Source organism: Bartonella doshiae NCTC 12862 = ATCC 700133, assembly GCF_000278155.1.
Classification (GTDB): Bacteria; Pseudomonadota; Alphaproteobacteria; order Rhizobiales; family Rhizobiaceae; genus Bartonella; species Bartonella doshiae.
Genome location: NZ_JH725097.1, coordinates 147,975 through 165,876 on the forward strand (window position 1 = coordinate 147,975; position 17,902 = coordinate 165,876).

At 38.5% G+C, this 17,902-nt stretch carries 16 protein-coding genes and 2 pseudogenes; 11 read left to right on the forward strand and 7 right to left on the reverse strand.

The genetic code is table 11. From position 1 onward, the window contains the following. Nucleotides 1-22: 22 nt before the first annotated feature. Genes MCS_RS07375 through MCS_RS07385 form a run of 3 tightly spaced genes read left to right on the forward strand, consistent with a single transcriptional unit; the run spans nt 23 to nt 1,621 of the window. Complete coding sequence (locus tag MCS_RS07375; RefSeq protein ID WP_024864234.1) at nt 23-802, forward strand: heme ABC transporter permease; 780 nt, start codon at nt 23-25, stop codon at nt 800-802. Further along, on the forward strand, nt 790-1,041 hold the full coding sequence (locus tag MCS_RS08785; protein ID WP_004857113.1) for a hypothetical protein: 252 nt from the start codon (nt 790-792) through the stop codon (nt 1,039-1,041). The genes MCS_RS07375 and MCS_RS08785 overlap by 13 nt, the downstream gene beginning before the upstream one ends. Then, nucleotides 1,016-1,621 carry a DsbE family thiol:disulfide interchange protein gene (locus MCS_RS07385; protein ID WP_004857114.1) on the forward strand — a complete coding sequence of 202 codons (606 nt, stop codon included), beginning with the start codon at nt 1,016-1,018 and terminating at the stop codon, nt 1,619-1,621. Before MCS_RS08785 ends, MCS_RS07385 begins: the two co-directional genes overlap by 26 nt. Before the next feature lie 51 nt (nt 1,622-1,672). Here MCS_RS07385 and MCS_RS07390 read toward each other — a convergent pair whose 3' ends face one another. Continuing rightward, nucleotides 1,673-2,209: a GcrA family cell cycle regulator gene (locus tag MCS_RS07390; RefSeq protein WP_004857117.1), complete on the reverse strand. Its 537-nt coding sequence runs from the start codon at nt 2,207-2,209 to the stop codon at nt 1,673-1,675. A 480-nt stretch (nt 2,210-2,689) separates the two neighbouring features. On the opposite strand from MCS_RS07390, the gene MCS_RS07395 reads away from it, so the two are divergent. The 4 genes from MCS_RS07395 to MCS_RS07410 all read left to right on the forward strand — a co-directional run bounded on the left by MCS_RS07395 (nt 2,690) and on the right by MCS_RS07410 (nt 6,917). Beyond that, nucleotides 2,690-3,898: an aspartate aminotransferase family protein gene (locus MCS_RS07395; protein ID WP_004857119.1), complete on the forward strand. Its 1,209-nt coding sequence runs from the start codon at nt 2,690-2,692 to the stop codon at nt 3,896-3,898. Between the two features lie 2 nt (nt 3,899-3,900). Then, entirely contained in the window at nt 3,901-4,836 is a 936-nt protein-coding gene (gene argF / locus MCS_RS07400) for an ornithine carbamoyltransferase (protein ID WP_004857122.1), read from the forward strand. 32 nt (nt 4,837-4,868) lie between these two features. Beyond that, the gene (locus tag MCS_RS07405; protein WP_004857124.1) at nt 4,869-5,852 is read left to right on the forward strand and encodes an Hsp33 family molecular chaperone; all 984 of its coding nucleotides are present in this window, start codon (nt 4,869-4,871) and stop codon (nt 5,850-5,852) included. A 339-nt stretch (nt 5,853-6,191) separates the two neighbouring features. Beyond that, nucleotides 6,192-6,917 carry a MoaF-related domain-containing protein gene (locus MCS_RS07410; RefSeq protein WP_244596024.1) on the forward strand — a complete coding sequence of 242 codons (726 nt, stop codon included), beginning with the start codon at nt 6,192-6,194 and terminating at the stop codon, nt 6,915-6,917. A 946-nt stretch (nt 6,918-7,863) separates the two neighbouring features. On the opposite strand, the gene MCS_RS07415 is transcribed toward MCS_RS07410, so the two are convergent. Together MCS_RS07415 and MCS_RS07420 are read right to left on the reverse strand one after the other, a co-directional pair. Then, entirely contained in the window at nt 7,864-8,454 is a 591-nt protein-coding gene (locus MCS_RS07415) for a Smr/MutS family protein (RefSeq protein ID WP_004857129.1), read from the reverse strand. A 57-nt stretch (nt 8,455-8,511) separates the two neighbouring features. Then, a complete protein-coding gene (locus tag MCS_RS07420; protein WP_004857132.1) occupies nt 8,512-9,204 on the reverse strand; it encodes a Tim44/TimA family putative adaptor protein in 693 nt (230 codons plus the stop codon). Nucleotides 9,205-9,389: 185 nt separating this feature from the next. Between MCS_RS07420 and MCS_RS07425 the strand changes: the two genes are divergently transcribed. Together MCS_RS07425 and secB are read left to right on the forward strand one after the other, a co-directional pair. Then, complete coding sequence (locus tag MCS_RS07425; protein ID WP_004857135.1) at nt 9,390-9,896, forward strand: FxsA family protein; 507 nt, start codon at nt 9,390-9,392, stop codon at nt 9,894-9,896. A gap of 147 nt (nt 9,897-10,043) precedes the next feature. Then, complete coding sequence (gene secB, locus MCS_RS07435; protein WP_004857138.1) at nt 10,044-10,520, forward strand: protein-export chaperone SecB; 477 nt, start codon at nt 10,044-10,046, stop codon at nt 10,518-10,520. A 53-nt stretch (nt 10,521-10,573) separates the two neighbouring features. Here the strand turns inward: secB and MCS_RS07440 are convergent, their stop codons facing one another. Then, nucleotides 10,574-12,871, reverse strand: coding sequence for an NADP-dependent malic enzyme (locus tag MCS_RS07440; protein WP_004857141.1), 2,298 nt, complete (start codon nt 12,869-12,871; stop codon nt 10,574-10,576). A 209-nt stretch (nt 12,872-13,080) separates the two neighbouring features. Between MCS_RS07440 and mutS the strand changes: the two genes are divergently transcribed. Together mutS and MCS_RS08255 are read left to right on the forward strand one after the other, a co-directional pair. Continuing rightward, complete coding sequence (gene mutS / locus MCS_RS07445) at nt 13,081-15,810, forward strand: DNA mismatch repair protein MutS (protein ID WP_004857143.1); 2,730 nt, start codon at nt 13,081-13,083, stop codon at nt 15,808-15,810. A 443-nt stretch (nt 15,811-16,253) separates the two neighbouring features. Next, nucleotides 16,254-16,539 (forward strand): annotated as a pseudogene (locus MCS_RS08255) (Arm DNA-binding domain-containing protein); the annotation flags it as partial. 27 nt (nt 16,540-16,566) lie between these two features. On the opposite strand, the gene MCS_RS07455 reads toward MCS_RS08255, so the two are convergent. From MCS_RS07455 to MCS_RS08500, 3 genes and pseudogenes are all read right to left on the reverse strand, one after another. Beyond that, complete coding sequence (locus MCS_RS07455; RefSeq protein WP_004857150.1) at nt 16,567-17,019, reverse strand: hypothetical protein; 453 nt, start codon at nt 17,017-17,019, stop codon at nt 16,567-16,569. Between the two features lie 174 nt (nt 17,020-17,193). Then, a complete protein-coding gene (locus MCS_RS07460) occupies nt 17,194-17,607 on the reverse strand; it encodes a hypothetical protein (protein ID WP_004857153.1) in 414 nt (137 codons plus the stop codon). After that, nucleotides 17,591-17,902 (reverse strand): annotated as a pseudogene (locus MCS_RS08500) (hypothetical protein); the annotation flags it as partial. The pseudogene MCS_RS08500 and the gene MCS_RS07460, both read right to left, overlap by 17 nt.

Here is a 17,902-nt window from a genome sequence, read left to right on the forward strand (position 1 = left end):
AAGTCTGCCTATTATAAACCTCATGAATGAAATATCTCACATCCATAAAATGAAAATTCTTCCTGCAAGTTTAACGTGTTTCATGAAAATAAGCAGAGCCGTTTTGCCTTGGTTAACGGGTACAACATTGTGTCTTCTTCTCTTAGGACTCATTTTGGTTCTGTATTCCCCTAATGATTATCAACAGGGAATCACTGTTAAAATTATGTATATTCATGTACCATTTGCATGGTTATCTACAGTTTGTTATGTAATAATGAGTGCTGCTGCACTAGGAACTCTCATTTGGAGATATCATCTTGCTGACGTTGCACTTAAATGTGGTGCACCTATCGGTGCAGTTTTTACAGCCTTAGCCTTGATGACAGGAGCACTTTGGGGGCGTCCAACATGGGGAACATGGTGGGTATGGGATGCGCGGTTAACATCGGTTTTAATTCTGCTTTTTATCTACCTTGCTATTATCATGTTAGTTCGTGCTTTTGACAATCAAGCAAAAGCTACACGCGCCACAGCAATTTTAACATTGGTTGGCCTTGTGAATATCCCCATTATTAAATTTTCCGTTAATTGGTGGAATACACTTCATCAACCAGCATCACTTTTCCGTTCAGGAGGCACAACAATTGAACATGCTATGTTATGGCCACTGATAACAATGATATTTTGTTTTACCTGTATATTCATTTTGTTATATTTAATGGCTATGTGTAATGAAATCGACAGTCGTCATATCAAAGTCCTTCGGATAAAAAAAGCCCGTCGTGTACGACATCAGGACTCTTCATCATGCCCCATTTAAACAGCATGAAAAGTGGCATTCTAGGAACTTTATCGCAGAAAATTGATTTTTTCCTTGGAACCTTACACCATGAGCAAATTGTTATTTTGAGCTACATGCTTTCCGCAATTTCTCTTCTTTGTTTTACTGGGTATATTCTTCGTAAAGCAATTCATCAAAAAAAAATCCTACAGAGGCTAAACGCAAAAGAGTTATTCTTGAAAGAAAAATACAATGAAAAGCATCCATTCAAAAACTAAAAAAAAGATATCCTTTCCCGTCTTTTTGAGTCTTTTTGGACCATTTTTGCTTTTGCTTTTTCTTATTATGTTTTTCTTCAGCTTTATAGAAAAAAAAGATGCAAATTATACTTCTCTTATTCCAATTACATTCGCTGAAAAACGTGCTCCGAAAATAAATCTTCCCTCTCTTGATAAGACAAACTATTTAGATTCAGAACAGTTTAAAGGACGCATCACATTGATCAATTTTTGGGGATCTTGGTGCTTCTCCTGTCGTGAAGAACAGCCTCTTCTCATGCAGATCGCACAAGATCAACGTTTTGACCTTATTGGAATTAATTATAAGGACAACAAAGAAAACGCCAAACGCTTTCTGAACAATTTTGGCAATCCTTTTAAAGTTATTGGCTTTGATGCATCAGGACATACAGCTATTAACTGGGGGGTATACGGACCACCAGAAACTTTTCTCTTGAATCAAGATGGTATCATTATTGCCAAACATATAGGTCCTCTAACATGGCAAATTTACCAGGAAAAATTCCTACCCAAAATTGAAAAGGCTATAATAACAGAAGAAACACTCAACGGTACATAATCACGCAATAACACGAAAAAATGAAACTTAATTAAATTATATTTGCGAATATTATATTCTTATCCGCCGTCTTTCAGATATTGGCTGAAACGCTATTTTTGCATGAAATGCACAATAAGGACTATTTTCACCAGAATCGGCACCACAAAAATAAAAATCTGATGATAAAGGATCCCCAACAGGCCATCTGCATGTATTTTCGCCCAATTGTAAAAGATTAAGCTGGCGCGATATAGGCACAACCACATTCGATTTTGCCGACATATCAACTTCTGTCACTTCCTCCGCTACAAATTCCATTTTTAAAGCTGTTGCTCCAACACTACAAGACGTGGCATTATTCGTTGGCAAAATTGTCGATGTGGTGCGGCGCATCCGCGGAGACGGTGGATTAGAACCTACAAGTGTCTTTTGTGTACGTGATACCACCTGTGCTGTCTTACCACGTCCCGGCAATTTTAACCGGTGTACTTTACCAATCACCGCATTTCTACTAACCCCACCTAATTGAGCGGCAATCTGACTTGCACTTAAACCTTCACTCCAAAACTTCTTAAGAAGTTCAACGCGTTCACATGTCCAACCCATATCAGCACTCCATTCTGATCACCTCATTGAGAGGTATCCCATTGCACCTTCAAATGTTCCAATCACACTCCCAATGAGCCGAATGGAAAAACTTTATACCCTACACGAGCATAAAAACTTCACTCAACCTATGGAATTTAAAACTGAAACACAATCTTGCTTAATGATTTAAATTACAATATGCACTGACTCTATGACAAGTGCCTTTCCTCCTGGAATAGTCTATTTAGAATGTTTTCCCCAACTTGCAAATCAATCATAGCTTAATCTCTCATTTTTTCTTAAGACTTTTTTACAAATTCATCTTTAAAGAATTTTCATTGACTTTTTGCCAATCGGTGCAATGATCTATTATGTGGGTGATATAATTTATCGTAATGAATTTGCTGAAACAATGTTTTCAATAATACAACGTTGTTTTATAGTATAACGTTGCTTTGTTTGTTGTATTGCAAAATTCAAAAAATAAAGGAAAAAATGATGAATACCACCGCTATACAACCACTCTACAATACTTTCACTCGCCGTAATTTGCATTTTAAACAAGGCAATGGTGTATGGCTTCTTTCCGATAAAGGAGAGCGTTATCTTGATTTCACATCCGGCATTGCTGTCAATGCATTAGGACATACGCATCCCAAATTGGTCAATACTCTCAAAATACAAGCTGAAAAACTTTGGCATATTTCTAATCTTTTTCAATCACATGAACAAGAAATATTTGCCGCACGGCTTTGTGAAAATAGCTTTGCTGATAAGGTCTTTTTCTGCAATTCCGGCGCTGAAGCACTGGAATGCGCATTTAAAACTGCTCGTCATTACCATTATGCATCCGGTCATTCAACACGCGTTGAGATTATTACTTTTGAAGGCGCATTTCATGGTCGCACGCTTGCAACCCTTGCTGCTACTGGAGAAGAAAAATATCTGAAAGGTTTTGGACCTAAAGCTGGTGGATTTATTCAAATTCCTTTTTGTGATGAAAACGCTTTGCGTAACGCTGTCAATAAAAATACAGCAGCTATCCTTATTGAACCCATCCAAGGAGAAGGAGGAATACGAACAGTATCTCATGAAAATTTAAAGTTTTTGCGTAAAATATGCGATGATAATGATTTGTTATTGATTTTAGATGAAGTCCAAACTGGCATTGGACGAACAGGAAAACTTTTTGCCTATGAATGGAGTGATATCACACCCGATATTCTCACTCTTGCAAAAGGAATCGGAGGCGGCTTTCCATTGGGCGCTTGTCTTGCTACAGAGAAAGCCGCAAAAAGTATGACACCAGGAACGCACGGATCGACCTTTGGAGGAAATCTGCTTGGTATGGCTGTAGGAAACAGTGTTCTTGATATCATATTAGAACCAGGTTTCCTCGACCATGTTCAGAACATGGGGGATAAGCTAAAAAGTGGACTTTTAACCATTCTCAACACCTACCCTGATATTATCTGCGCCATTCAAGGCATAGGTCTAATGGTGGGTATTCAGTCTATTATCCCTCAAGAGGACATTATCAATGCCTTGGAAAATGAATATCTTTTAAGTGTTGGTGCCAATAACAATGTAGTGCGTTTGTTGCCTCCTCTTACTATCACTGAAGAAGAAATATGTGAAGCTTTGTATCGTATTGAAAGAGCCATTGCTCATCTTTCACAAATAAACCCAAAAAGACAAGTATCATAAATATGACAAACGCTCTTCATCACCTAACAGACTTATCCGCCTTAACTCCACTCGTAGCTCGCTCACTTATCGATTATGCTAAAACCCTCAAAGCAACCTTCAAAGAAGAAAAAAGTTCAAAACCCTTTGTTGGTAAAACCCTAGCGATGATTTTTGAAAAACCGTCTACACGAACTCGTGTTTCATTTGATATCGGTATGCGCCAGCTTGGTGGAAACACGATCATGTTAACAGGCTCAGAGATGCAGCTTGGTTATAGCGAAACTATCGCCGATACAGCACGCGTCTTATCGCGTTTTGTGGATATCATCACGTTACGCACAACAGCACATCACCGGATGCTCGAATTGGCGCAATATGCGCAAGTTCCTGTCATTAATGCACTCACAGATGACACCCACCCTTGCCAAATTCTAGCGGATATACTAACCTATGAAGAACATCGTGGACCCATTGCTCACAAAACATTTGCGTGGATGGGAGATGGTAATAATGTGCTGCATTCATTAATTGAAGCAGCAGCTCTTTTTGACTTTCATCTCCGAATTGCAACACCAAAAGGCAGTGAACCGCGAGAAAAATTTGTATACTGGGCACGTGAACGAGGAGCTCATATTACGTTAACCCATTCTCCCCAAGAAGCCGCTGAAGATGCTGACTGTATTATGACAGATACATGGGTTTCCATGGGACAAGAGTTTCGTGCCCGCAGCCATTCTATTTTTCAGCCTTATCAAGTCAATGAAGCTTTAATGAAATTAGCCAAACCCGATGCTCTTTTCATGCATTGCCTTCCTGCTCATCGTGGAGAAGAAGTTGTTGATGCCGTGATTGATGGACCAAATTCTGTGGTTTTTGATGAAGCTGAAAATCGTCTTCATGCTCAAAAAGCCATTCTTGCTTGGTGTTTACAAGATGCATTTTTCTCTCCACAATAGCGAGCCAAAACAAATTACACAAAAGGCAAAATATGAGTGAAAAACGCAGACAAACTAAAGATGCTTACCTCCGTAACATCTTCTTGAATGAAGATGATATCGTTATCCCCTTTCAAGTTAAAGAACTTGATATCCGTGGACGTGCTGTACAACTTGGGGAAAGTTTAAATTCTATTCTCACAAGACATCAATACCCTGAACCTGTTTCTTACCTTCTAGCAGAAGCATTAGTTTTGACTGTCTTGCTTGGGACCTCCCTAAAACTTAAAGGAAAATTTATCTTACAAACCCATTCTGATGGACCGGTTAACATGTTGGTGTGTGACTTTTCTCCTCCCTCCAATCTACGGGGGTATGCTCGTTTTGATGACGATAAGCTAAAACAAGCAATAGCGAATGGCCAAACATCTTCAGAAACACTTCTCGGAAAAGGAACTTTAGCATTTACTATTGACCAGGGTACTTATACACAGCGCTATCAGGGAATAGTTGCATTAGATGGATCAAATTTACAAGAAGTTGCCCGCACTTATTTTGACCAATCAGAACAAATCCCCACCGATATCCGTTTGGCAGTTGTTATCTTAATCAATCGTAACCAACAAGGAAAACCACAAAAAAACTGGCGAGCAGGTGGCATTTTGACCCAACTCTTACCCCAAGCATCGCCTCATCATAAAATACATGAACGTGATCACAAACAAGAAGAAACGAAAACGCGTGCTCAACTTGAAAACCAATGGCAAGAAGCCAAAGCTCTAACTGCAACAATTGAAAATGAAGAACTGATAGATCCAAAAGTTGGCAGTAAAAGACTTCTGTACCGTCTTTTCCATGAACAAGGTGTCAAAGTCTTTAATCCCATTTCTCTTGTAGATAAATGCTCCTGTTCGCGCAAAAAAATTAAAGAAATATTAGATGGATTTTCTACTGAAGAATACAATCAACTTGTTGAAAACAAACAAATTTCTGTCACATGTGAGTTTTGTTCAACAACTTACCGTTTTAAAATATAAATTCAATCCTATAAATCAGCAATAAGAGCTTACTAAAAGAAACAAACGAGCTTCAGACTAGAGTCTGAAGGAGTCTCTATCCCCTAAAGCAAGCAAAATACCAAAAAAAATCTAAAATATATTTTTATCTCACATAGTGACCCTAATTATTATTTTGGACTACATGAAATTAAAAAAGCGTTCCCTCAAGCACAAATAATATCAACTGCACAAACAAGCGTATCTAGTCTCTGTTACCAAAGATGCGAAGAGAAACGTGTGGAAAGAAACAATGGGAACTGATGCTCCAGAAGAATTAATATATTCCTGATTCTGTAACCTCTCATCAATTGATTATTGATGGTCAAGATATCGATATTCGACAGGATGGAAATAATACAGCACACAGTTATCTATTGGATCCCTTCCCTGAAAACCGTACTTGGCGGCGTCTCAATATCGACCGGCGGGCATATTTGGATAGCTGATATCTCAAACATTCAGGGTCTTGATTTGTGGATAAAGCGTATTGAGGATATGCAATCACTGAAACCAGAAATGGTTATTCCTGGACACTATATTAAAAATGATACATCTCCGACATCGCTCGATTTTGTAAAAAAATATCTTACTGACTACAAAAATGCTGCCATTTCATATAAGGACTCTTCCAGCATTATTTCTGATATGGAGAAAAAATATCCCGATCTTCCTAGTCAACAATCTCTTGACTTTGGAGCAAAAGTTTTTGCCGGTGAAACTCCTTGGCATATAAACAATCCTTATCCCCCTATTGGCAAAGTAGCAGAAATGAACTTTGGTGAAGCTGTTTTTGAACTTAACTTCCATGATAACCGGAGAATGGCATTTAAAGGAACATCTGGCGCCTTTAAAGGCATCGAAGATACAGTGGAATATACCGCTGTTGAAGTCAGTAAAAATGTATTCATGGTTTACTGGCAAGAGCCTAAAAAGAATTCTAATGTCGTTCATGTTCAAGATTGGAATACAGAAACAGTCTACACTAATATCGCGGCAGAAGATAATTCATTCACCCATATGAAAGGAACGATCAAAATTCAATGACATACCTCTAGAAAGTAGATATCTGCTTTTTATTTTCTTTGTATTTCCAAAGGGCTAATACGTACACCTCCTTGTCTTTTGTTATATTTTCTGTGCTCATTAGCTCTATGCCAATCTTAATTTTCTTTATTGTGTAAACTTCTTAACCCCCACTGTAACATATTCAATCTTTTCTACTATTATCACTTCCTTATTGGTTTGGTGAAATTCTTTTCCCTATTCCTTCAGCTTCTGAAAAATCAGACCTTACATAATGCTCGCAGAAAGTACAGGCATTTCGGTATATAACACAAACCGTCGCCTGCATTATCTTCTATAACCATCTTTGCAATTTTATGATTAATAATGAAAAAAGATTTCAGGTTTTTTAATATACATACGCCTTATCAATAAATTTCATAAGTTTCCTATTATATAAGCTAAGCTATATTAGAATTAGCACAAAATTTTCAGCCATAGATAGTTCTGCAAGAAAAATCGATCACACGTGGTAAACCATCAATGGTAATATATAAAAAGATAAAGCCAATCTGTTCTATCTTTTTGAAGACTATTGCATCTAGCATACTAACAATTAAAAACGATATAATTCATCTTAATAAGCTGCAGCTCAATCCTATTCAATGCTCTAGCTTAAAGATATGTATACCCAAAAAACACGCACATTCGAATATGAGAAACGAGCGCAAAGATTATAGTCAACGCAGTTCTTCCTAAATTGTTCTTTCGTTCTAATAGTCGGACTATCTCTAATTTATTTATGTTTTCCAGTTTTGTTTCTCTTGCAATTATACAAAAAATAATAAAAAAGCACACAAATACCCAAAATATCTGCAATGCTAGGTTTATTGGCTATATGGTTGATTATATCGGAAAGAGGATATCATTGCTTGCAAAATAATATACCTAATGAAACCCATATTGAATCTAAAACAGCCAAACAGCATCATACCTCTTTCTCTGGCACAAAACGGCGCAATCGAACATACAGCGCTCCACAACCACCATGCTGACGGGAAGCTTGCTCAAATGCATGAACATAATATCGAAAAGCCGGTGTTGACAACCAGTGAGGGACAAACTGATACAAAATGCCATCACTCCCATGTGACCGACCTTTCCCTGTTATCACGAGTACATAACGTAATCCTTTTTGTTGAGATGATTGTAGAAATTTTTTCAAGAAAAAATAGGCTTCTTCCTGCCCATACCCATGAAGATCAAGACGAGCCTCAAGAGGATAATGCCCCTTGGCAATTTTACGATGTACAACACGATCGAAGAAAGAGACCTTTGGTGTTTGTGCAACCGTCCTCTTTTCTCTTTTAACCACTGTTGATCTCTTTTGATTTGCTTGAATCAATGGGGAGATTTGTGTTCCGTGTTGTTTTTTATTGTCAATATTTGCAGCATCTTTCACAATAGAAGCATGAACCTTATCATGAAGCGGTATTATTGTGCGGCAAACCATCTCCCATAGCAGACGGTCCTGTGGAACCAATGGATCCTTTTTTTGTCTCCATTCACCCGTGGACATTGGAATTTTCAATCTCTCATAAACTTTATTGATACGATCTTATAGATGAAAAACGCCTTAATTTTCATCTTCCGTTGCAAAAAGCTTCCAATTTGGATCCGATGATAAGCTATTGCGAACAAAAGTCCAAATATCTCTAATTTCTACAATAGCATCAGAATCACCATCTATACGTTCTCCTTGCTCATTATAGGTTACAGAAATCATTTCACTGATAATCCGCACAGTTATAAATTCATCCTTATCTTGTATTGCTGCCTTGATAAACTCGATCTTATTAATTCCAACAAAAGTAAACTCAATTCTTTCATTGTTGTTTTCGCGTTTTTCAATGGCAGCACAAAAACTTTCAAAAACATCCTGAGAAAGCAATTTTTTAAGTTGATTGCGATCACCTTTAGCAAAAGCTGTTACAATCATTTCATAAGCAACTTGAGCGCCTTTTATAAAAAATTGAGGCGAAAAATGAGGATCAATTTCGTAGATGGCCCGCAAACCTTTATTTAGTGCACTTCCTTTTGGTGCAATTGCATCAATTTCACTAAAATTGTTCTTTTGCGAATTAGCTTGATGGGGGAACGAAACAATACTGTCAGCCGTTTCCGTCTCAATCTGTTTTTTAGAACAACCCGAATAAGGATCAAAGGGAGGCTTTTCAAAACCAATCCGTTTTCCTAATACATTGCGGAGTTGCACAAAAACAACAACCATAATAATAAGAGCTACGACAAATAATACGTCAAATTCCATGGACTCTGTCAATCTCCAAGCCTAAGGTGATCTGTAATGAACATTGCAGTCAATACCATTTATCAATAAATATGTAAAATAGGGAATCTGCCATTTAATATTTTTTATAACCTTTAATACATTTATATTCTAAAAGTTAGCTCTTACTGATTTTCTATTCCAAACACTGAAAAAGGAATTTTCATGTGATAAAGTCTTATCTTATAAAGCCTCGCCTTTTTATCGTTACCTCCCTTAGCGTTCTCTTGATTGAAATCGCCGGCTTTATTTTTGTCGGAGAAGAAATTGGGATTTTAGCCACTTTGATTCTGGTCATTCTCACAACATGTGCTGGAAGCATTTTATTGCGAATTCAAGGAATTAGCATCTTAAAAAATATACAACGCGAACTTATCCAAGGACGAACAGTAGAAAGTGATATCATCAATGATGGTCTCATCATTATAGGAGCGATTTTGCTTATTCTTCCCGGCTTTGTAAGCGATATTTTGGGAATATTGCTTATTATTAAGCCAATCCGTTCTATTATCTGGCATTTCTTTTCATCATTTAGAAACAAAATAAATACTCATACTAAAAATAATACCAATAGCACATATCAATCTGAAAAAATAATTGATCTTAATGCGGAAGACTACAAGATTTATAATACCAAGGAATCTCCATGGCGTAAAAATGATGATAGTCCTTAAAAGGCCTAAAAAAATCTGTAACGAACACGAAAAAAACAATCAAGATAAGAAGAGCATTCCTTGCAACCTTCTACAAGGCGTGATAACCAGCTTAATCTTCAGATCTAAAATAGAAATAATATTTTGTTATAATGAGAGGTTCGTAGTATGGCCGAAGGTGAAGTGAATAACAATAGTGCAGAGCCAGTTTTTGCTGTATTAACTCAATATTTAAAAGATTTCTCATTCGAGAACCCAAGTGCACCGCAATCATTGCGTCCGCGTGAAAAAGCGCCAGAAATTGATATCAACATTAATGTCAACGCTAACCCAATTGGTGATGACAATTATGATGTTGTTTTATCCCTCTCTGTCAAAGCCAATGATGATACGGCAATATTGTTTCATGTGGAATTGATTTACGGTGGTGTTTTTCATCTCAAAAATATCCCTCAAGAACATGTTATGCCGCTTGTTTTTATTGAGTGCCCTCGTCTTTTGTTTCCATTTGCACGGCAAATTATCTCTGATGCCACCCAAAATGGTGGTTTTCCACCTTTATGGATTGACCCAATTGATTTTGCTGCCCTTTTCCAGAAGCGTATTGCCGAAGAAAAGAAAGACAGCAAAATACAGCCATCTTAAGAACTTACTTTTTAATTTCTGTAAAGGCCCTGAAATATCAGAGGCCTTTATTTTTACAACTTTTTCGCATGATAAGCTGCTAGCATTGCAATATTGACAACATCCGTATCGTTTCCACTAAACGGTACAATTTGGACAGATTTTTTCAATCCAATCAAAATAGGACCAATAATGGTTGCTTCACCAAGCTCTTGCAACATTTTGCTAGCAATGGAAGAGGCATGATACCCAGGCATTACTAAAATATTAGCTGGTTCCGTTAATCCCATAAAGGGATATTGCTGCATCAATTTCAAATTAAGCGCCACATCAGCACTCATTTCTCCATCAAATTCAAAATCAACTTTGCGTTCATGCAACATGTTAACAGCATCCTGAATTTTTTGCGTAACTTGTCCTTTCATATAACCAAAAGTAGAAAATGCTACAAATGCTACCCGTGGTTGATATCCAAATTCTCTAACAAAAGAAGCTGTCTGTTCTGCTATATCAGCAAGTTCCTCAGCGTCAGGAGCCTCATAAATAGCTGTATCGGCAATAAACACCGTTCTTCCACGGCAAATAGCCATTGAAATACCAATCAACCGTTCCTTGGGTTTCTCATCAATTACTCGGCGTATATCAATCAACGCAGTTTCATAATTGCGTGTCACCCCTGTAACCATTGCATCAGCATCCCCTAATGCCACCATACATGCAGCAAAATAATTACGATCATTATTGATACGGCGATGACAATCGCGCAACAACCAACCTTGGCGTTGCATCTTTTTATAAAGATAATTCGCATAAGCATCCGTGCGACAAGAGAGCTTAGCATTCATAACAGAAATACCTTCACGCTCAAGATCAATACCAGCAATAAAAGCAGTTTCTCTCACTTGTTCTTCACGACCAATCAAAATCGCTTGTCCTAAATTCTGATGAACATAGGAAACAGCTGCGCGCATTACCTGTTCTTCTTCACCTTCTGCAAAGACAATTTGTTTTGGCGCTTGACGAACATGATTATAAACTCCACGCATCATAGAGGAAATGGGATCACGTCTTGCCCTCAAATCACGCTCATAAGCCTCTAAATCATCAATATGCTTTTGCGCAACACCGCTTTCCATTGCTGCTTTTGCCACCGCAATTGAAACAACCGTAAACAAACGCGGATCAAAAGGAACAGGGATGATATAATTTGGACCAAATTTTAACCGCTTTCCACGATAAGCTTCAGCAACACTATCAGGCACTTCCTCATGAGCCAAACCTGCTAAAGCCCTTGCTGCAGCAATCTTCATATCTTCATTAATGACTTTCGCACGCACATCAAGAGCACCACGAAATATATAAGGAAAACAAAGAACATTATTAATCTGATTTGGATAATCTGAACGACCTGTAGCGATAATGGCATCATCACGCACTTGCATAACCTCTTCCGGCGTAATTTCTGGATCAGGATTGGCCATAGCAAAAATGATTGGTTGTGGTGCCATAGACTTTACCATTTCAGGGGTAATAGCACCTTTAGCAGAAACCCCGAAAAACATGTCAGCACCTTCCATTGCCTCAACAAGCGTGCGCTTATCCGTTCGAATAGCATGAGCGGACTTCCACTGATTCATTCCCTCTTCACGACCTTCATAGACAACGCCTTTCGTATCACATAAGATGATATTTTCAGGTCGAAATCCCATTGCCTTAATCAGTTCAATACAAGCAATCCCAGCAGAACCAGCGCCATTACAGACTAACCGAGTATTTTGCATATCACGCCCTGTTAAACACAAAGCATTGAGTACGCCAGCAGCCACAATGATCGCTGTACCATGTTGGTCATCATGAAAAACAGGAATATTCATAACCTCACGTAAGCGACTTTCAATCATAAAACATTCTGGCGCTTTAATGTCTTCAAGATTGATACCACCAAAAGAGGGCTCTAAATGACGCACTAAATTGATAAAACTCTCTGGATCATTCGTATCAACTTCCAGATCTATAGAATCAATATCGGCAAAGCGTTTAAAAAGCACTGCTTTGCCTTCCATCACTGGTTTAGATGCTAGCGCCCCTAAATTGCCTAAACCTAAAATAGCTGTACCATTTGAAATAACAGCAACAAGATTACCTTTTGTTGTATAATCATAAGCCAACGCAGGATTTTGCGCTATTGCTTTAACCGGAACAGCAACACCTGGCGAATAAGCAAGCGCTAAATCATGCTGCGTTGCCATAGATTTTGTTGCAATAATTTCAAGCTTCCCTGGCCTACCACGACTATGAAAATCAAGAGCTTCTCGCTCATTGGCATTATAAACCGTTTTATGCGTTTTCTGATCCTGCTCACCTTTTTTCATCTCACTTTATTTTCTCCACAAACAGTGTAAATTTTGCGCGATAATGCATGTCATTATCCGATTTTAAAATTTGATTCACATATCAGAAATCGCTATGCTTACTTTAACAAACCTTATCATGCGTTTCAATTTAGAGATAATGAAGATAAACATTGAAGTAAACAAAAAAGGGTGTCAAATCCTCACTTATAGGAAACGGACGCATAAAAATGAATAAAAAAACAGAGCATAAAAATAATTTAACTCCATTCGTGCTCTCATCTGCTCCGCATCAAGAACGTCTTACACCGATGATGGAACAATATATAGAAATCAAAGCTATCCATAGCGATTCCCTTCTCTTTTACCGAATGGGTGATTTTTATGAATTGTTTTTTAATGATGCCATTGAAGCTTCTCAAGCTTTAGGAATTACGCTTACAGCACGCGGTAAACATTTGGGTAAAGATATTCCTATGTGCGGTGTTCCTGTTCATGCTGCAGATGATTATTTGCAAAAATTGATTGCTTGCGGCTATCGCGTTGCTGTTTGTGAACAAACAGAAGATCCTGCAGAAGCAAAAAAACGAGGATCAAAATCAGTTGTTAAGCGTGATGTTGTTCGCCTTGTAACGCCAGGAACTATAACAGAAGAAAAACTCCTTGATCCAACGCGTGCAAATTATCTGATGACACTAGCCTGTATCAAAACCAATGAGGGAGAGGAATTGGCCCTTTCCTGGATTGATATCTCAACAGGTATATTTCGTGTAACAGAAAGCCGCCATGAAAAACTTTTGGCAGACATTATGCGTGTGGACCCACAAGAAATCATTGTATCCGACTCCTTTTTTCATGATAAATCCCATAAGTCACTTTTTAATGTTCTCGATCGTATCCTCTCACCTCAACCCGCTAGTCTTTTTGATACAATCACCGCTGAATACGATATTTGTAGATATTTTAAATTATCAACCCTTGAAGGTGTTGCCGATTATTCGCGTCCCGAACTCTCCGCAATTGCCGCCGCTATTCGTTATATCGAAAAAACGCAAATAACCCACCGTCCTCCTCTCATGCGCCCTGAACGTCAAAATGAAAGCGCTACCCTTTTTATTGATGCTGCAACAAGACTCAGTCTTGAACTTGTTCGAACCACATCAGGGCAACGTGATGGAAGCTTACTAAAAGCGATTGATCGTACTGTAACAGGAGGAGGATCACGCCTTCTCATTGATCGCCTTATTGCACCTTTAACCACGCCTTCAACAATTGACAAACGCTTAGATTCAATTGCTTTTTTTCTACGCAATACTTCTCTTGCAGAAGCTATAAAGCTCATTTTAAAAGGGGGACCAGATATGCCCCGCGCGGCTTCACGTTTAGCACTTGGTCGAGGAGGACCACGTGATATGGCTGCAATTCAGCGCGGTTTTGACATCATTCGTGAACTTCATCAACTTTTTAATGATGAGTTGCTTCCTCAAGAAATAAGTGATGTGCAACATATTTTTTCACAATTACCAACTGCTTTGCATCTTCATTTAGAACAAGCATTAGCCGATGAGCTCCCTCTACTTAAACGTGATGGTGGTTTTATTCGTCCTCAGTATCATAAAGAACTGGATGAAATGCGGGCCCTACGCGATGAATCTCGTCGTGTCATTGCTGAACTTCAAGCAAAATACGCAAAAGAAACAGATATCAAAACACTTAAAATAAAGCATAACAATATTTTAGGTTACTTCATTGAAGTAACCAGCCTGCAAGCGTCTGCTCTCACTGATACTCCACAAGCAAAAGCGCGTTTTATTCACCGCCAAACAATGGCAAATGCTATGCGCTTTACCACAACAGAACTTGCGGACCTTGAAAGCCGTATTGCCCATGCAGCTAACCACGCTATGACGCTTGAATTGGAAATTTTTGATACTCTTACCAATGAAATCACCGAACAGGTTGATTTCATCCGTAAAGCCGCAGAAGCCCTTGCTGTTTTAGATGTATCCGTTGCATTAGCGCATCTCGCTGAAGAACAAGGATATTGTCGTCCTACAATTGATAACTCATTGACCTTTCATATCACAGCAGGGCGCCACCCTGTTGTGGAGCAAGCATTACGAAAGCAAGCAGCAGAACCATTCGTTGCTAATGACTGTGACCTCTCTGTACAAGAAAATCATCAATATGCACCAATCTGGCTTCTCACAGGTCCAAACATGGGAGGAAAATCAACTTTTTTACGACAAAATGCTCTCATTGCTATTATGGCACAAATGGGTTCCTTTGTTCCAGCCACCTCAGCGCATATTGGCGTTGTTGACCGTTTGTTTAGTCGTGTTGGTGCTTCTGATGATCTTGCACGGGGGCGTTCAACTTTTATGATGGAAATGGTCGAAACCGCAACGATCCTGAATCATGCTAGTAGTCATTCGCTTGTTATTCTTGATGAAATTGGTCGAGGCACGTCAACCTTTGATGGACTTTCCATTGCTTGGGCGGCTGTTGAATATCTTCATGAAGTTAACCACTGTCGTGCTATCCTCGCCACGCATTTTCATGAAATGACAGCACTCACCGAGAAACTTGACCGCCTTCATAATGTAACCATGAAAGTCAAAAATTGGGATGGTGATGTTGTTTTCCTTCATGAAATCGCACCCGGAGCTGCTGACCGATCTTATGGAGTACAAGTTGCAAAACTTGCTGGACTTCCCAAAGAAGTGATTACACGTGCTACAGATGTTCTACATCAATTAGAACAAGGTGAAATGGCTGGAAAAGGACATAAATTAATTGATGATTTACCGCTGTTTTCTCTTAAAGCAGCATCTCCCATAAATGAAGAAACACATAAAACTTGTGCTCTTCATGAGGCTTTAAAAAATATCCACCCTGATGAACTTTCCCCTAAGCAAGCTTTAGAGGCACTCTATCACCTCAAACAACTTGAAAAATAATCAATTTCTTAGAACAAAACACGCAAAATGCTTTTTTGTTTCTCTTAGTGCCTCTTGATCATTTCTCATATGATCATTGTTTTTACCTCAATGAATCTTAATAAGCATATTAAATATCGAGAACAATTACGTATAACGGCTTCTTTTATATCAATATTGAATATCTATATGAAAAAAGATGACTCTTGCAGTACCCTTTAAAATCATATTCACTACAATTCAATAGATCCTGTTCGATGAATAGAATAACCAAATGAGAATATCCTGTACAATATATTGATTTGTAAAGATAATTTAGTGTTATTCATATTGAATGAGAACCCCGAATATCGTAAGATTCTTTCATTTCAAATTTGTCTATCTTGAATCAATCAAAACCACTCACTTGCACATCACAAGCGGGATAAGTGTGTGGATAAAAACACTGGAAGAAAGGAGTAAAAATGGCTCTTATGAATCGTCTTAATGCAAGGGCTGTAGCAACATTGGGAGCTGGCAAATATAATGATGGCGCCGAATTGCTTCTTCACAAGCGTAAAGATGGGGGTGCTGAAAGGATTTTACGCTATACCCTTCACAGACGCCGTCGCGAAATGGTTGGATGCCTTGAGAGATGTCTCTTTAAAACAAGCCCGTGAATATGCAACCCAATATCGTTCTGTTTTACGTGAAGGGCGTGACTCTATTAAAGAACGCAATAAACAAAAGCGTGAGTCAATGCGTAATCTTCTTTAAGAATATGAATGACGCTGGTGGTCATTTTTGTAAAGCTTTGGTTCTTTTTTGACCTGGTTTTGCATTTTCAAAACGCTTTAACAAAACGCGCTCCTGTTTCGTTGCATTGGTCACACCAAAATTATCATTATCCATAAATTGCTGATATCCTGCTATCATAAGGTTGCTTATCAATGAGTCACTTCGTGGAGATTCTGAAAAATATATGCCCTTCGAGTCTTGCAATTTGTACCGATAACCTGCTTTAGTCATACACTCATAAATGGATGCAAACTCACTCATACGCGAATTCATATCATCAGGAGCAGCATAAACCGGTTTCCAACCACATTTTAACAGTGTTTGGCCGATCGTAGACTGATCATCACCTCGCTTTTCCCATAAAGCCAATGTCGATGGAGGGGGCTGGTTAATACATCCAGCCGTGCTTAGAAGCGCTATTCCACTCAATAATAATTTCAAAGTTTTCTTCATTTTCCCCCTCCTTCAATGGGTTTGTTTACGATGAGAAAGCTCATAAGTTTGTTGATATTTATGCCTCCACTTCCAAAACAGTTCAGGACTGAATGAGAAAGTGGATTGAGGAAACAACCCCGCCATTCCAAGCGAAAGTAAGGATGGCGGATTGTTGATCATCATAAGCAAGACTTAAGGCTGACATTCATCTTCTTTAGGATTCTTTTTACAAAACGGGCTATTCAAGCGCCTCTTCACACTTCGTTGCGGGATGACAGCACCTGGACGACAAATCGGAAGGTTTTCTTCTTTAAACGTATAACACCATCCTCCTTCATGTTCATTTTTATAGTGATATCCTGCTTGGGTCATACAAGCATGAACTGTTGCTTTTGCATTGATGCTCTGCTTCCTGCTTTCTGGAAAAACATCATAAGGGGCTGGCATTCCACATTCTAACAGCGCTTTTGCTATCTCAGTAAAATCTGCTCCTGGCTTCTCCCACAAACTCAAATACCCTGGAGAAGGCTTATCAATGTTTTCAATACCACATCCAGCTATACTTAGCAGAATTAACCCACTTAATAATTTAAAAAATATATTCATTTTTTCCCCCTGATTTACCTGATTTAATTGAATCAATTTGGTCATGATGCTTATAAGAAGCCCCATAAGCATGTTCACATCCTTGATCCGCATGACCATAACAAGCATGAACATTGGGATAACTCGTCAACATTTGCCACCATTCTTTCCATCTGTTACTGCCTGTAGGAACTTGGTATAAAGTAGCAGGATTGCCTCCGATCACACCACCAACAAAGTCATATTGATGATTTTCCAAACCAACACTCGTTTGTTTGTTATCACTCACATAAGTTAACAGACCGGATGCAGTCAA

Coding starts and splice junctions, on each gene's coding strand:
- MCS_RS07375 (WP_024864234.1), top strand. CDS start 23: ATGAATGAAATATCTCACATCCATAAAATGAAAATTCTTCCTGCAAGT.
- MCS_RS07405 (WP_004857124.1), top strand. CDS start 4,869: ATGAGTGAAAAACGCAGACAAACTAAAGATGCTTACCTCCGTAACATC.
- secB (WP_004857138.1), top strand. CDS start 10,044: ATGGCCGAAGGTGAAGTGAATAACAATAGTGCAGAGCCAGTTTTTGCT.
- MCS_RS07460 (WP_004857153.1), bottom strand. CDS start 17,607: ATGAATATATTTTTTAAATTATTAAGTGGGTTAATTCTGCTAAGTATA.
- MCS_RS07420 (WP_004857132.1), bottom strand. CDS start 9,204: ATGGAATTTGACGTATTATTTGTCGTAGCTCTTATTATTATGGTTGTT.
- MCS_RS07395 (WP_004857119.1), top strand. CDS start 2,690: ATGAATACCACCGCTATACAACCACTCTACAATACTTTCACTCGCCGT.
- mutS (WP_004857143.1), top strand. CDS start 13,081: ATGAATAAAAAAACAGAGCATAAAAATAATTTAACTCCATTCGTGCTC.
- MCS_RS07415 (WP_004857129.1), bottom strand. CDS start 8,454: ATGTCCACGGGTGAATGGAGACAAAAAAAGGATCCATTGGTTCCACAG.
- MCS_RS07385 (WP_004857114.1), top strand. CDS start 1,016: ATGAAAAGCATCCATTCAAAAACTAAAAAAAAGATATCCTTTCCCGTC.
- MCS_RS07440 (WP_004857141.1), bottom strand. CDS start 12,871: ATGAAAAAAGGTGAGCAGGATCAGAAAACGCATAAAACGGTTTATAAT.
- MCS_RS07410 (WP_244596024.1), top strand. CDS start 6,192: ATGGTCAAGATATCGATATTCGACAGGATGGAAATAATACAGCACACA.
- argF (WP_004857122.1), top strand. CDS start 3,901: ATGACAAACGCTCTTCATCACCTAACAGACTTATCCGCCTTAACTCCA.
- MCS_RS08785 (WP_004857113.1), top strand. CDS start 790: ATGCCCCATTTAAACAGCATGAAAAGTGGCATTCTAGGAACTTTATCG.
- MCS_RS07390 (WP_004857117.1), bottom strand. CDS start 2,209: ATGGGTTGGACATGTGAACGCGTTGAACTTCTTAAGAAGTTTTGGAGT.
- MCS_RS07455 (WP_004857150.1), bottom strand. CDS start 17,019: ATGAAGAAAACTTTGAAATTATTATTGAGTGGAATAGCGCTTCTAAGC.